Annotated in this window: 15 protein-coding genes; 3 read left to right on the forward strand and 12 right to left on the reverse strand. The window is 39.4% G+C overall.

The genetic code is table 11. From position 1 onward, the window contains the following. Positions 1 to 42: 42 nt before the first annotated feature. Positions 43 to 1,371, reverse strand: coding sequence for a dihydroorotase (locus LBE40_RS04495; RefSeq protein WP_004860322.1), 1,329 nt, complete (start codon positions 1,369 to 1,371; stop codon positions 43 to 45). A gap of 64 nt (positions 1,372 to 1,435) precedes the next feature. Between LBE40_RS04495 and ygfZ the strand changes: the two genes are divergently transcribed. Further along, positions 1,436 to 2,302, forward strand: coding sequence for a CAF17-like 4Fe-4S cluster assembly/insertion protein YgfZ (gene ygfZ, locus LBE40_RS04500; protein WP_004860323.1), 867 nt, complete (start codon positions 1,436 to 1,438; stop codon positions 2,300 to 2,302). Beyond that, positions 2,302 to 2,922, forward strand: a complete 621-nt coding sequence (locus LBE40_RS04505; RefSeq protein WP_004860326.1) for a YfbR-like 5'-deoxynucleotidase — start codon at positions 2,302 to 2,304, stop codon at positions 2,920 to 2,922. The genes ygfZ and LBE40_RS04505 overlap by 1 nt, the downstream gene beginning before the upstream one ends. Before the next feature lie 417 nt (positions 2,923 to 3,339). On the opposite strand, the gene panB is transcribed toward LBE40_RS04505, so the two are convergent. From panB to rpoZ, 11 genes are all read right to left on the reverse strand, one after another. Continuing rightward, positions 3,340 to 4,158 carry a 3-methyl-2-oxobutanoate hydroxymethyltransferase gene (gene panB / locus LBE40_RS04510; RefSeq protein WP_004860328.1) on the reverse strand — a complete coding sequence of 273 codons (819 nt, stop codon included), beginning with the start codon at positions 4,156 to 4,158 and terminating at the stop codon, positions 3,340 to 3,342. Continuing rightward, positions 4,145 to 5,020, reverse strand: coding sequence for a pantoate--beta-alanine ligase (gene panC / locus LBE40_RS04515; RefSeq protein ID WP_004860330.1), 876 nt, complete (start codon positions 5,018 to 5,020; stop codon positions 4,145 to 4,147). Before panC ends, panB begins: the two co-directional genes overlap by 14 nt. Positions 5,021 to 5,042: 22 nt before the next feature. Further along, complete coding sequence (recO, locus tag LBE40_RS04520) at positions 5,043 to 5,789, reverse strand: DNA repair protein RecO (RefSeq protein ID WP_004860332.1); 747 nt, start codon at positions 5,787 to 5,789, stop codon at positions 5,043 to 5,045. 7 nt (positions 5,790 to 5,796) lie between these two features. Continuing rightward, positions 5,797 to 6,696 carry a GTPase Era gene (gene era / locus LBE40_RS04525; RefSeq protein WP_004860333.1) on the reverse strand — a complete coding sequence of 300 codons (900 nt, stop codon included), beginning with the start codon at positions 6,694 to 6,696 and terminating at the stop codon, positions 5,797 to 5,799. Further along, the gene (rnc, locus tag LBE40_RS04530; protein ID WP_004860335.1) at positions 6,689 to 7,399 is read right to left on the reverse strand and encodes a ribonuclease III; all 711 of its coding nucleotides are present in this window, start codon (positions 7,397 to 7,399) and stop codon (positions 6,689 to 6,691) included. Before rnc ends, era begins: the two co-directional genes overlap by 8 nt. Next, a complete protein-coding gene (gene lepB / locus LBE40_RS04535; protein ID WP_040297018.1) occupies positions 7,377 to 8,192 on the reverse strand; it encodes a signal peptidase I in 816 nt (271 codons plus the stop codon). Before lepB ends, rnc begins: the two co-directional genes overlap by 23 nt. Positions 8,193 to 8,279: 87 nt before the next feature. Then, a complete protein-coding gene (gene acpS, locus LBE40_RS04540; protein ID WP_004860339.1) occupies positions 8,280 to 8,681 on the reverse strand; it encodes a holo-ACP synthase in 402 nt (133 codons plus the stop codon). 23 nt (positions 8,682 to 8,704) lie between these two features. Further along, positions 8,705 to 9,280: a DUF2062 domain-containing protein gene (locus LBE40_RS04545; protein WP_004860341.1), complete on the reverse strand. Its 576-nt coding sequence runs from the start codon at positions 9,278 to 9,280 to the stop codon at positions 8,705 to 8,707. 93 nt (positions 9,281 to 9,373) lie between these two features. Further along, complete coding sequence (gene pyrE / locus LBE40_RS04550; RefSeq protein WP_004860343.1) at positions 9,374 to 9,952, reverse strand: orotate phosphoribosyltransferase; 579 nt, start codon at positions 9,950 to 9,952, stop codon at positions 9,374 to 9,376. Positions 9,953 to 9,969: 17 nt separating this feature from the next. Then, positions 9,970 to 12,195 (reverse strand): RelA/SpoT family protein, encoded by a 2,226-nt coding sequence (locus LBE40_RS04555; RefSeq protein ID WP_004860344.1) that lies wholly within the window; start codon positions 12,193 to 12,195, stop codon positions 9,970 to 9,972. A 118-nt stretch (positions 12,196 to 12,313) separates the two neighbouring features. Then, positions 12,314 to 12,712 (reverse strand): DNA-directed RNA polymerase subunit omega, encoded by a 399-nt coding sequence (rpoZ, locus tag LBE40_RS04560; protein WP_004860346.1) that lies wholly within the window; start codon positions 12,710 to 12,712, stop codon positions 12,314 to 12,316. A 568-nt stretch (positions 12,713 to 13,280) separates the two neighbouring features. On the opposite strand from rpoZ, the gene LBE40_RS04565 reads away from it, so the two are divergent. Beyond that, the gene (locus LBE40_RS04565; protein ID WP_004860350.1) at positions 13,281 to 13,949 is read left to right on the forward strand and encodes a uracil-DNA glycosylase; all 669 of its coding nucleotides are present in this window, start codon (positions 13,281 to 13,283) and stop codon (positions 13,947 to 13,949) included. The last annotated feature ends 11 nt before the right edge of the window (positions 13,950 to 13,960 follow it).

The following is a 13,960-nucleotide window of genomic DNA, read 5'->3' on the forward strand; positions in this document are numbered from 1 at the left end:
TGCACAAAATCATTCCACAAAGCCGTACAAACCTTAATCTTGTCACGCCAGAGTTTCTATAAATTTAATAGGCTCACCTTGCGAAGGTGTAATAATTTCACCTTCCCACATAACACGCATACCACGAATAATAGTACCAACAGGCCATCCTTTAACTTTTTTACCATCATAAGGTGTCCAACCTACACGCGAACCAATTAATGCATTCGTAATAGTTTCTTCCCGCTTCAGATCAACAATGGTCAAATCAGCATCATATCCAACAGCAAGGCGCCCTTTACAGCTTATACCAAAAATGCGGCTAGGGCCATGCGAAGTGAGATCAACAAAACGTTCAAGAGAAAGCTTTCCTACATTTACATGTGTTAGCATAATTGCCGTTGTTGTCTGCACACCTGTCATCCCTGAAGGTGACGCAGGATAAGTTTTAAGCTTTTCTTCAAGCGTATGAGGAGCGTGATCAGAACCTAATACATCAACAATACCTTGCTGAACACCGTACCAAAGAGACTCACGGTGGCGGCTTTCACGAATAGGTGGATTCATTTGAATCAATGTGCCAAACTGCAAATAATCATCAGCAGTTAAAGTCAAATGATGCTGTGTAACTTCAATGGTTGCAACATCTTTATGTTTTTTTAGAAAATCGATTTCTTCCGCAGTAGAGAGATGTAACACATGAATGCGTGCCTTCGTTTCATGGGCGATTTTCACCAAGCGCTGTGTACATTTTAATGCTGCGACTTCGTCACGCCAAACTGGGTGCGATGATGCATCTCCTTCGATACACAACATTTTACGTTCTCTGAGCCTTACCTCATCTTCAGAATGAAAAGCTGCACGACGATGAATATTCTTCAAAATAAGACGCACACTTTCATCATCATCCACCAGAAGAGCACCTGTAGAAGACCCCATAAAGACTTTAATTCCCGCAGCTCCAGGAAGTCTTTCTAATTCGGCCAATTCATGTACATTTTCACGTGTTCCTCCAACCCAAAAGGCAAAATCACAATGCATCCGATGAAATCCGCGTTTTACTTTATCAGACAAAGCTTCTTCCGATGTGGTTAATGGATTGGTATTAGGCATTTCAAATACTGCTGTAACGCCCCCTAAAACAGCGGAATACGAACCACTTTCCAAATCCTCCTTATGTTCATTGCCTGGCTCACGAAAATGAACTTGACTATCGATAATCCCTGGTAAAATGTGAAGCCCTGTACAATCAATCACTTCACCAGCAGATGCACATGTAAGATCCCCAATTTCAGCAATACGGCCATTTGTAATACCAATATCACGCTTACTCCTTCCATCATGATTTACCACTGTTGCACCTTTAAAAATTGTATCAAATGTTTTAAACATAGCCGTACTCCTCACATATCCTTTCTTTATCGATTATGTAACTTTAGGCAGAAAGGCAAGAACCATGATTGAAAAACAAAATGCCATTCTCTTTAAAAACCGTAGAATTATTAAAGTTACCGGTGAAGAAGCAACACATTTTCTTCAAGTTCTTATCACAACAGATGTAACAAAAATCGGCCCAAAAGAAATTTTCCCTGGAGCTCTCTTATCTCCACAAGGAAAGGTTATTGCTGATTTTCTTATCGGTAAAAGAGATGATGGTTATCTGATTGATACCGTTGCATCTTTAGCTGATATCCTCTACAAGCGTCTGCTCCTCTATAAGCTGCATACAAAAATAGAAATTACACAACCATTACAAGAACTTGTTACAGTTTTCTGGAATAATGAATCAAATACTTTAAATTTTGATTCAAGTTTTATTGATAAGCGATTTCCACAAAAAGAAAAAATAATACGATCCTATGGAAAAATACCTTTTTTTGCTCCAGAATATAATGATAATTGGGATCGATTGCGTATTCGTTATGCAATCGCAGAAAGCGGTCAAGATTACGAAATAGGTAAAGTCTTTCCCCATGATATTAATTACGATCAAATAAGTGGGCTAGCATTTAATAAAGGTTGCTATATCGGGCAAGAAGTTGTTTCAAGAATGCATCACCGTCGCGCGGCACGTCGCCGTGTTTTAGTCGTAAAAAGCCAGCATGAATTAACCCAAGGCTCCAGCGTTGAAGCAGGGGGGAAAATACTTGGTTATCTAAGAACGTGTGCTGCAAACGAAGCCTTAGTTTTAATGCGCATAGATCATGTCAAAGATGCTATGAATAACAATATCCCATTTACAGTAGAAAATTCTCCCGTCACAGTAAGCATTGCTGAAAATATGAATTTTACCTTCCCTGAAAGCACTGTGGAAACTCACTAATGGCTAAAGCTGAATTATCAAAAAATGGAGAAGCACGCGCTTGGCAAAGAATGCTTTCTGGCCGGCGTCTCGATTTGCTAAACCCTTCTCCTTTTGATGTTGAAATCGAAGATATTGCCCATGGACTTGCCCGCGTTGCACGTTGGAACGGCCAAACACAAGGAGAACATGCCTATTCTGTTGCACAGCATTCACTTTTGGTAGAACAAATATTTCAGAAACTTTTTCCCCAATCACGTAGCGATGAGTGCCTGTGTGCTCTCCTTCATGATGCACCAGAATATGTCATAGGTGATATGATTTCGCCCTTTAAAGCTGTTATAGGAAAACAATATGAGCTCATCGAAAAACGTATACAAGATGCTATCCACATGCGCTTTTCCCTCCCCGTTAATCCTTCTCAAAAGCTCTTAAAAAAAATCAAACAAGCTGACCGCATTGCTGCATTCTACGAAGCTATCACGCTTGCTGGATTTAATACAGAAGAAGCCCTTCGCTATTTTGGCTCTCCAAATAACATTTTACCCGATGATCTCAATTTGCAACCATACTCTACACAACAAATTGAAAACACCTTTTTAATCCGTTTTAGTAATCTTGATACCCAGAGAGCATACTAATATTCTTCTTGTATCATTCATCCTTTATCATTTTAGTTGAGAAAAATGCTTATATTAGGTTTTCGCCTTTTTCCCTTAACGCTTACTTGAATACAATTATTAAAAAGAATGATCCCCTTTTTTCATCCACTATCCTATAGAAATTTGATAGTCTACAATTTCTGCCTCTATAATAACTTGTAGCTTAAAACCAACAAAAAGCACATATTATTAAGTTCAAGTTTTTGCGATATACTATCAATGAAAACTTCGAAAACTTTATGCTTTTATGAATCAATAATTATATAAACGAAATGATATATTAAAAATTATAGCTCAAATTGAATACAAACAAGAGATATATGAAAGAAAATACAATCATTATCAGAGCTCGATAACAAACGTTCTCTTGTCAAATTTTTCATATTAAAGTGGATTTTATTTTAGTTTATAAACTTCCTTATCAGCTGGAAAAGCACGCGATGTGACATCCTCTGCATAATTCTTGATTGCGGACTCCATTGCTTGTTCAAGAGCACCATAACGACGCACAAATTTTGGCACATAAGCACCGTAGCCCAACATATCTTCCATAACTAATACCTGTCCATCGCACTGATTAGACGCACCAATACCAATGGTCGGGATAGAAAGTTTTTCTGTCAGCTTCACCGCTAAAGGTTCGACAACCCCTTCTACAACTACAGCAAAAGCACCAGCTTCTTCGATCGCCATCCCGTCGGATTCAATCCTTTGCCAATCACTCTCCTTGCGTCCTTGCGTCTTGAAACCGCCAAAACGATTTACCGCCTGTGGCGTCAGTCCGATATGCCCCATAACTGGAATGCCACGTTTACACAAAAAATCAATTGTTTCTGCTATATAAACACCGCCTTCAAGCTTCACTGCACCACACCCTGTTTCTGCAAGAACACGCGACGCATTAGAAAAAGCTTGTTCTGGATTTTCTTCATAAGAACCAAAAGGCATATCAACAACTACAAGGGCTTTTTGAGACCCACGCATAACCGCCTGTCCGTGCAAAATCATCATGTCTAAATTAACAGGAAGTGTTGTCTCAAACCCATACACAACCATGCCAACGCTATCACCAACCAAAAGTAAATCGCAATATGGGTCAGCAATTCGCGCAGTATAAGCCTGATAAGCTGTTAAAGAAACAATCGGTTGCTGCCCTTTTCTTGATCGTATTTCAGAAGAAGTGATACGCTTCATAGTTTTATTATGTACACTCATTTTCATGCTTCTCTTGCAATATGTATTGATCAATAAGCCTCACTGTACCAAAGCGGACAGTGAGGAGTAAAACAGCAGGTTTTTTTAATCTCCCTTTGACCTCGCATAAGGTTTCCATATCTCGTAAATCCACTGATTCAATGATGGCGCGCGATTCTTGCTGTAAAATATCACGAACAATTTTGCATAATTTATCAACCGAGCGTTCACCTTGGCGATAAAGTTTTTCAGCAGCTTTACCACTTTTAGGAATAATTTTTGCAGCTTTGCGATCTTCTAATGTTAAAAGCTGATTACGTGAAGAACAGGCGAGACCATCTGCTTCACGTAAAATAGGCACCCCTACAATTTCAATAGGAAAAGCTAAGTCTTCAACCATACGCCGAATAATCAAAATTTGTTGAAAATCCTTTTCCCCAAAAAAAGCCTTATCTGGCTGAACAATATTAAAAAGCTTAGCAACAACGCTGGTCACGCCACAAAAATGCCTTGGACGTAATCTCCCTATCAAAATACGTGATAACTTTCCCACCTCCACAATTGTGTCATTTCCCAGTGGCCACATTTCTTCTACAGAAGGTGCAAAAACATATTCAACACCCGCTTTTTTCAACAAAGCACAATCGCCCACCAAATCTCTTGGATATTTATCAAAACCCTCGTTGGGACCAAATTGTTTTGGATTGACAAAAATAGAAACCAGCACTCTATCACACGTTGCTCGTGCTTGCTGCACTAATGCTAGGTGACCTTCATGCAGTGCCCCCATCGTTGGAACAAAACCAATCGAAAGTCCTAAACACCGTTCTGCTGCGATATATTGACGTACTTCAGAAATTGTTTTTAAGATTCGCATCTTCATATTCTATTGACTATTTATCAGATTAACAAATTGATGCTTGCATACAAAATTGGCGTTCAAATAATTGTATCAAATTCATGCGCATCGGTGGTTGCTTTATATCCCGCGGTTCCCAGACATGACGCATTAAAAAAAAACCCGTTAGAATGAAACCATTTATTATGTCATTAAAATCTACAGGACGTGTCGTTCTTTGCACAAGAAACTGTGGTAAAATGAGAAGCTTCTCTTTCCAAGGGCGCCCCGCCTCCTCACATACAGCTCGTCCCGATTTTGGTGATACATAACAAAGTCTCTCTGTACTGCCCGTTGCAGCACAATGAGACAAATCAAGACCAAAGCCAAGTTCTTCGAGCAGCCGCATTTCAAAACGTACAAGCAACTCTGCGTTTACAGACCGCTCATCAAAATTCTGCATAAAGAGATGTAAAATATCGTATAAAATAGGATGCGGATCACGCTCAGGAAGAAGACGCAAATGAAAAGCTATCAACTGCAAAGCATAAAGTGCCTCTGGTAAGAGAATTAATCGTGCAGCATGTAAGTTAAGTGCTTCAAGCCGAAAAAGCCCCAAATGTTCATCTAAACGTGCCCACCACTCAGCCTCAACAAAATTCCCAGGTTGAAGAAGAGCCGCCATACGACGAGAACGCCCCCCTTTTACCACTCCCATATAACGGCCACGCTGACGCGTCATAATCTCAAGAATAACACTTGTTTCACCATACTGGCGCGTACCAAGGATAATGGCTTGTTCTTTCCATTTCATTTTGTTTTTAAAAATCCAGTCTCATTTCGCGATAACGCTCTGGATCGGTGTCCCAATTATCACACACTTTCACAAAGAGAAAAAGATGAACTTTCTGATCCATAATTTCCATTAATTCTTTGCGTGCTGCCTGTCCAATCGCTTTAATTGTATCGCCTTTTGCTCCTAAAACAATTTTTTTCTGACTCTCACGCTCTACATAAATAACTTGATTAATTTTAACTGAACCATCTGAATACTCTTCCCAGCTTTCTGTTTCGACTGTTGAAGTATAAGGAAGTTCATCATGGAGACGGAGAAAAAGCTTTTCACGCGTGATTTCAGCAGCAAGATGACGCATGGGCATATCTGAAATTTGGTCTTCCGGATAATACCAAGGTCCCTCCTGCATCATTGCACTCAATGCATGAAGCAAATCCTTGCAACCAGACCCGTTTAAAGCCGAAATCATAAATGTTTGCACAAATTTCACGCGCTCATTAATTTGAATGGTTAACGCTAAAAGGGATGATTTAACAACTGTATCAATCTTATTAAGAACAAGAATCTTATCTTGTTTAAGATTTTTTACAATATCTAACATTGTACAAACTTCATCCGAAAGACCACCTTGAACATCAATCAAAACTAAAAGGATATCAGCACTCTTAGCGCCTCCCCAAGCGGCAGACACCATAGCACGTTCTAAGCGCTTGTGGGGACGAAAAACACCTGGAGTGTCAATCAACACAATTTGTGCATTATCATGAACAACAATACCACGAATCAAAGTTCGCGTCGTTTGGACCTTATGCGTTACAATTGAAACCTTCGTTCCAACTAACTGATTAACCAATGTCGACTTACCGGCATTAGGCATTCCAATAAGCACAACAAAACCAGAACGCGTTTTTGCAAGGTCATTCATGATTATTTTTTCCTATTGTTTCCCATATCCCCTCTCGCCGTAAAATTTTTTCAGCCGCCATTCTTTCAGCACATCGCTTAGAATTTCCTTGCCCAATCTCCGGTGCAAAACCCAAAATATTCACCTCTACCATAAAAACAGGATTATGATCTGGACCAGAACGCTTTATAACCCGATAATGCGGTTGTACACCGCCCTGTATATGCGCCCATTCTTGCAACTCGGTCTTGGCATCACGTCGACCAGCGTCCATCTGCTTTGCCCGACTTTGCCAATATCTTTGAATAAAAGGACGAACACTCTCTAATCCTCCATCAAGATACATTACAGCAATCAAAGCTTCAACCACATCAGCGTACATATTCGTGAGGCGACGCCCCTCGAAGTTTCTCATCTCAAAACCAACATGGATCATATCAGGCAAACCCATTTCTTGCGCAATATCGGCACATGTCTGTGCATTGACTAGACCATTTAAACGTACCGATAATTCCCCCTCACTTGCCTGTGGAAAAAATTGATAGAGCATTTCTGCAATCAAAAGTCCTAGAACTCGATCACCTAGAAATTCCAGCCGTTCATAATTCCCCTGCTCCGAATCTTGTACACTAGAATGTGTTAATGCTTTTTTTAATCTCTCTTCATCTCTAAAATGATGCCCCGTCAGCTTTTCAAGCTGATTAATCATTGGACGACGCTTCATCATTGATTCCTTGCTTGACAAGCGGCAAATCATGAACGGTATTGATAAAAGAAAACAAACGACTCCAACGTATATCAAATGGCCAGCGCCAAATCTGCCAAGCACTTGAACCATTACTAATAGAGAAAAAAATCACACTTGCTCGACCAATAAGATTCTCTTCTGGAACATAGCCCACATCTAAACGACTATCATCTGAATTATCACGGTTATCACCCATCATAAAATAATGCCCTTGTGGCACTTCGAAAACTTTCGTGTCATCCACTTGTGGAATAAAAGCTAAATCAAGTGTATTGTAGCTAACACCATTTGGCATTGTCTCACGATAAACGTCAACAGGGTAATTCACCTCTGTTATATCAGAATTATCAACTTTCCCCATAAAGTGACGTGAAACAGCCTCGTCATTAATATAAAGAACACTCTGACGAACTTGTATACGATCGCCTGGTAGTCCAACAACACGTTTTATATAATCAATATCTGGATTACTCGGTAAACGAAAAACCACAACATCTCCACGCTGAGGCTGAGATGCCCAAATGCGCCCCGAAAAAATAGGGAGAGAAAAAGGTATCGAAAAACGAGAATACCCATATGCATATTTAGAAACAAACAGATAATCCCCCACAAGCAAAGTAGGACGCATTGAACCGGAAGGAATACTGAAAGGCTGAAAAAAAAGTGTACGAATAACAGCTGCTAAAAACAGCGCCTGTATTAATACCAAAATAAATTCAAGAACTCCGCCTTTTTCTTCTTTTTTACGCATTTCTTCTTTCCGCATCATTACAGATACCCTTCCCATAACAGATATAACTCATTTTTTATCATAATGTTTAAATAACAAAAGTACAATCTCCTACAAGATTTATATCTATCCACGCGGAAGCGCTTCGATAATAATAAATGCCTGCGCCCAAGGAAAATCGTCCGTTATACTAAGATGAATGACAGCCTCGTAACGAGGAGGCAATAACTTTTGTAATTGTATTTGCGCACGATCTGTTAATTTCATAATTGGTTTGCCGGATGATAAATTGACCACCCCCATGTCTTTCCAACTCACACCACAAGCGATTCCTGTTCCCAAAGCCTTAGCACATGCTTCTTTGGCAGCAAATCTTTTGGCATAAGAAGAAGATCTTTTTTGGAGATTTTCAGATTTGGTCTGTTCAATGTCAGTAAAAATACGTTGAACAAAACGGTCACCATAACGAAACAACATTCTTTCAATGCGTCTTATATCAATCAGATCATTTCCAAGACCAACGATCATAAAATATCACCCAAATTTCCTTGTCACAAACGCTTTTTTTTTACAATTTTTTGATATCGCTTTTGTTGAAAACGGGCGATTGCTCGGTAAACACTTATATAAGATAAGCTACCAAGAGTAAAACCCAAAAGGATACCACCTAAAATCATAGGTCTCATGATTGAGTTCCATGCGTCCTCAAAAAGCAGAGATACATTCGACAGTGTTAAACCGTTAAACAGAAAGCGAATTTGAGAAAGAGAAATCTCATTTACATTACTAAAAATCGATAAAAAGAAATAGCCTACCTTATAATCTGCCATAACAATTAACAAAAATGTGAGTGGATTAGAAAAAACCGTCCCGATGATCGCTGCCGCAAAGTTTCCGCGCAAAATCCAAGAAAAAAATATTGCCAAAATGATATGCATTCCAAAGAGAGGTGAACAAGCTAAAAAAATACCGATAGCAAACCCCAACGCAACTTTATGCGGCGTAGCGGATATACGCAAAATACGCTTACGTATATAGCAAAATGAGCGAGAAAATGAACGACGTGGCCACAACCAAAGTCGAATACGCTTTACAAAATCTACTGGTTCTCGACGACGAAAAAGCATATAATTCCCAATATATATTTTATGACAATAAAATAATCTGTATGTTTCAAATAAATTTCTCCAAGCTTTTGCACAAAAAAAATAGAGAGACAATTAAATATTTCGACTTCCTGGCTTGATTGCTGGAAGCATAGCGAGTTCAGCAGGGAGCGCATCACCAGCATAAGATGCTATCTCGTATTCAGCAAGTGCAATCAACGGAACTCCGACATCAGCCTTACCCCCAGAACGATCAAGAATACACGCACTCGCCACCACATCTGCTCCTGTTGCAACCAGAGCCTCAACTGTCTCACGAATGGAAAGACCTGTTGTCACAATATCTTCAACAATCACAACTCGTGCACCCTTATTGATTTCAAAACGACGCAACTCAAACACACCATTTACACGTTCTACCCACAGAGAAGGAATACCAAGATGACGTGAAGTTTCATACGAAGGAATAAGGCCACCAATTGCGGGACCAACCACGTAATCAATTTTTCCCTCGACAGATTTTTTGATTTTTTCAGCTAACCCACGACATAACTTCTCTGTCAAGTCAGCATGCATGAATACTTTTGCCTTCTGCATGTAAGTTGCACTATGACGGCCTGATGTTAAAATGAAATGCCCTTCCAGAATAGCATCTGCTTGTTTAAAAATATCAATCACATCTTTTGTATTCATCGCAAAATCTCTCTTTTTTATCCGTGAACCCGCCGTACTGCACTAACCGAACCTGCCTCTTTTAACTGAGAAAAAATACGATTCAAATGTTTTAAATCCCAAACTTCCAAATCAATCATAATTTCCGTGAAATCTGGTGCTGTACGGATAAAGGATAAATTTTGTATATTGGCATCATTGGCAGAAATCACTTGCGTAATTTCTGCCAATGAGCCCGGACTGTTAACAGCTAAAATATTAATCCGAGCAGGGAAACGCTCATTCATTTGAGCATCAATATCCCAGCGTACATCAATCCATCGTTCTGGCTGATCATCATAAGCCATTAAAGCCGAGGATTGTATCGGATAAATAACAATTCCCGCGCCTGGTTGCATAATGCCAACAATTCGATCTCCCGGTACTGCCCCTTCAGGAGAAAATCGTACAGGAATATCTCCACGGGTTCCTCGAATAGGTAAAGCTTTGGATTGATGCTTTTCTGCCGTCACATTCTTTTCATTTTCTGGAACTTTAAAAATCATACCTTGAGCATTTTCAATATTAAACCAACCTTCTTCCCCAGGCTTAAAAGACGACTTTTGTACCACACGGTGATCTTGATAATCAGGATAAACCGCTTTTATCACATCAGCAGAAGGCAATTCACCACGCCCAACAGCAGCCAATACGTCTTCCACATCTTTGCGTGCCAAACGTGGCAAAACTTGCTTAAGAATATCTTTGGAAAATTGTTTTCCCATATATTCAAACGCACGCTCGAGTATACGATATCCCAAACCTGAATATTGCTTACGTACCGCTGCGCGGGTTGCTCGACGAATGGCTGAGCGCGCTTTGCCTGTTACAACAAGAAATTCCCACGCTGCTGGTGGAATTTGAGCTTGTGAGCGTATAATATCAACTTCATCACCATTTTTTAATTTTGTTATTAAAGGCATAATACGACCATTGATTTTTACCCCCACACAAGAATCACCAATATCGGTATGAACTGCGTAAGCAAAATCAATGGGGGTAGCACCTTTTGGAAAGGCAATCAGTCGACCTTTCGGAGTAAAACAAAAAACTTGATCTTGAAAAAGCTCAAGCTTTGTATGTTCTAAAAACTCTTCCGGGTTATCTCCATCTGACAAAGATTGAATTGTTTGACGTAACCATGCATAGGCATTAGTTTCGTTTGATAATTTCGAAGACGAATAATTGGAACCGTGATCTTTATAAATGGAATGTGCAGCAACACCATATTCAGCAATTTCATCCATCACAGCAGTTCTAATCTGCAGCTCAACACGTTGCCTTGAAGGCCCTACAATCGTTGTATGAATGGAACGATAATCATTCTGCTTTGGTATAGAAATATAATCTTTAAAACGACCAGGTACCATCGGCCACGTCGTATGGATAACACCAAGAGCACGATAACAATCATTGACTGTTTCAACAATGACGCGAAATCCAAAAATATCGGACAATTGTTCAAAAGATAACGCCTTACTTTCCATTTTACGAAAAACTGAATAAGACTTTTTCTGACGGCTTTTAACATCTGCTTTAATGCCATTCTCTAAAAAAAGTTTTGTCAATTCATTTTCAATCCTAGAAAGCAAATCAAGATTACGCTTTGATAATTCAGAAAGTCGATTGGTAATTGTTCGATAACCTTCTGGGTTTAAATAAAGGAAAGAGAGATCTTCTAACTCCTCACGCATATCCTGCATACCCATGCGGCCCGCAAGTGGCGCATAAATATCCATTGTCTCCTCAGCAATTCGCCTACGCTTATCATCACGCATAACACCAAGGGTACGCATGTTATGAAGACGATCAGCAAGTTTGACTAAAAGAACACGAACATCATCAGAAATAGCGATAAGAAGTTTACGCAGATTCTCTGCCTGTACTGCCTTCTTCGATACGAGATCAAGCTTATTAAGTTTTGTGAGCCCTTCAACCAACTTACCAATTTCAGATCCGAAAAGTTGATCAATTTCTGCTCGTGTAGCGCTTGTATCTTCAATTGTATCATGCAAAAGAGCAACAGCAATGGTCGCTTCATCTAACCGCATATCTGTCAAAATAGCGGCTACTTCTAAAGGATGAGAAAAATAAAGATCACCTGAAGCACGCTTTTGATGACCATGCTTTCGCATTGCGTAATCGTAGGCTCTATTCAACAGAGCCTCATCTACGTCAGACTTGTAACGCTGAACACGTCCAACAAGCTCACACTGACGCATCATACAAGCATATCCTTTACATCTTCACAACCTAACCCTTATTGAACATGAATATCTCTTCAATAAAAGACAAGAAAATAAACGCTACCGCATGACATCGTATATTTATTCCTTAAAACAATCAATAATCGTCACTTTTCTCTGGAACAACCAAACCTTCAATACCTGCTAAAAGATCCTCTTCCGACATATGATCGAATGAACTACTCTCTTCTTCCGACGATGTGCTAAAAACACCTTCAGCTTCACTGACATGAGAAATCAGTCCACTCGCCATTTCTGGCTCATCCACTTCCACGTGTTTCTGCAACGAATGAATAAGGTCTTCTTTCAAATCAGCAGGTGACAACGTCTCTTCTGCTATTTCACGCAAAGCAACGACCGGATTCTTATCATTATCACGATCAACCGTCATCTGCGCACCTTGGGAAATCTGACGCGCTCGATGCCCTGCTAAAAGCACCAATTCAAAGCGATTATCGACTTTATCAATACAATCTTCTACTGTTACGCGGGCCATCCATGCCTCTTTCTTAAAGATTAATAAATTTCATGGTAGGAATGGATTATATACAATAATCAAAATAAAACACAAGAAAAACAACACACACTTTAATATTTTTTGCTCAAAGAGTTTATTAAAAAAATCTTGGAAGCTTTTAAAAAGCACAGAACCTATTCAAAGCAGTTATCAATGCCACTCTAACATGAAAGATTGCAAGGCACAGGATCCAAACGAATAAAGTACACTCACCTAACAAAATAAATCTTCCTAGAAACTTCAAGCTTTAAAATTATTCATCATTCAAATTTATGAGAAATCTTTAGAATAATCTCATGCGCACCATTTATGACAACATATCAGTTAAAAGTAAGAGATTTACACTCACTAGACACTGTATTAATTTGACATCTTGAGCATCAAATAAAGCACTTGCAAATTCATCTCTCTTTGCAAAAATACTTAACGGTATTATGAAACAGCACATCTGTTTAACCATGAAGTTGTTTACAAAAACATAATCTGTTGTATACCCCATAAACAGCTCAAAAGGATTTTTTTATAATAATAACTAATGCCTACTACCATGAATAGTCCATTAACATCGCTTTGCCCGGAACCACCGCAAAATTGCAATTTATGCCCCCGTTTACACAAATTCATCGCTGATTGGCGTATAAAAGAACCGACTTGGCATAACGCACCAGTGCGCCCGTTTTTTCCCTATAAAGGCGCTACTACAACCCGCCTTCTCATTGTCGGTCTTGCTCCTGGATTACGCGGAGCAAATCGAACTGGACGTCCGTTTACTGGTGATTATGCTGGACACTTGCTGTATTCGACTTTAAAAAAGTTTGGTTTTGCACAAGGTACTTTTGGAGAAAAAGCAGATGATAATCTTGAACTGATTGATACAGCAATTGTTAACTCAGTTCGTTGTGTTCCGCCAGAAAATAAACCCACTAGTGCAGAAATTAATACTTGCCGATATTTCTTTTCTCCTCTTTTAACAAATCTTCCCAAACTTAAAGCTGTTATCACCCTCGGCACTATTGCACATCATTCAACACTACGCGCCCTCAATGCAAAAATTCTAGCCCATCCTTTCGGACATGGAGAAATAAATAACATTGGAAGATTACGCATCTTTTCAAGCTATCACTGTTCACGCTATAATACCAACACTGGCCGTTTAACAGATGCTATGTTCCATCAGATTTTCGAAGCAGCAAAAACATATCTAGATCAATGTTAAAATCTTCTAAG

Origin of the sequence: Bartonella taylorii, assembly GCF_023920105.1 — a bacterium.
Taxonomy (GTDB): domain Bacteria; phylum Pseudomonadota; class Alphaproteobacteria; order Rhizobiales; family Rhizobiaceae; genus Bartonella; species Bartonella taylorii.

What these genes read in the sequence shown, in the direction of transcription:
- LBE40_RS04555 (WP_004860344.1), bottom strand. Translation starts at nt 12,195, where the DNA reads ATGATGCGTCAGTGTGAGCTTGTTGGACGTGTTCAGCGTTACAAGTCT.
- pyrE (WP_004860343.1), bottom strand. Translation starts at nt 9,952, where the DNA reads ATGAATACAAAAGATGTGATTGATATTTTTAAACAAGCAGATGCTATT.
- rnc (WP_004860335.1), bottom strand. Translation starts at nt 7,399, where the DNA reads ATGAAGCGTCGTCCAATGATTAATCAGCTTGAAAAGCTGACGGGGCAT.
- rpoZ (WP_004860346.1), bottom strand. Translation starts at nt 12,712, where the DNA reads ATGGCCCGCGTAACAGTAGAAGATTGTATTGATAAAGTCGATAATCGC.
- LBE40_RS04505 (WP_004860326.1), top strand. Translation starts at nt 2,302, where the DNA reads ATGGCTAAAGCTGAATTATCAAAAAATGGAGAAGCACGCGCTTGGCAA.
- acpS (WP_004860339.1), bottom strand. Translation starts at nt 8,681, where the DNA reads ATGATCGTTGGTCTTGGAAATGATCTGATTGATATAAGACGCATTGAA.
- era (WP_004860333.1), bottom strand. Translation starts at nt 6,696, where the DNA reads ATGAATGACCTTGCAAAAACGCGTTCTGGTTTTGTTGTGCTTATTGGA.
- LBE40_RS04545 (WP_004860341.1), bottom strand. Translation starts at nt 9,280, where the DNA reads ATGCTTTTTCGTCGTCGAGAACCAGTAGATTTTGTAAAGCGTATTCGA.
- panB (WP_004860328.1), bottom strand. Translation starts at nt 4,158, where the DNA reads ATGAGTGTACATAATAAAACTATGAAGCGTATCACTTCTTCTGAAATA.
- panC (WP_004860330.1), bottom strand. Translation starts at nt 5,020, where the DNA reads ATGAAGATGCGAATCTTAAAAACAATTTCTGAAGTACGTCAATATATC.
- ygfZ (WP_004860323.1), top strand. Translation starts at nt 1,436, where the DNA reads ATGATTGAAAAACAAAATGCCATTCTCTTTAAAAACCGTAGAATTATT.
- LBE40_RS04495 (WP_004860322.1), bottom strand. Translation starts at nt 1,371, where the DNA reads ATGTTTAAAACATTTGATACAATTTTTAAAGGTGCAACAGTGGTAAAT.
- lepB (WP_040297018.1), bottom strand. Translation starts at nt 8,192, where the DNA reads ATGATGCGGAAAGAAGAAATGCGTAAAAAAGAAGAAAAAGGCGGAGTT.
- LBE40_RS04565 (WP_004860350.1), top strand. Translation starts at nt 13,281, where the DNA reads ATGAATAGTCCATTAACATCGCTTTGCCCGGAACCACCGCAAAATTGC.
- recO (WP_004860332.1), bottom strand. Translation starts at nt 5,789, where the DNA reads ATGAAATGGAAAGAACAAGCCATTATCCTTGGTACGCGCCAGTATGGT.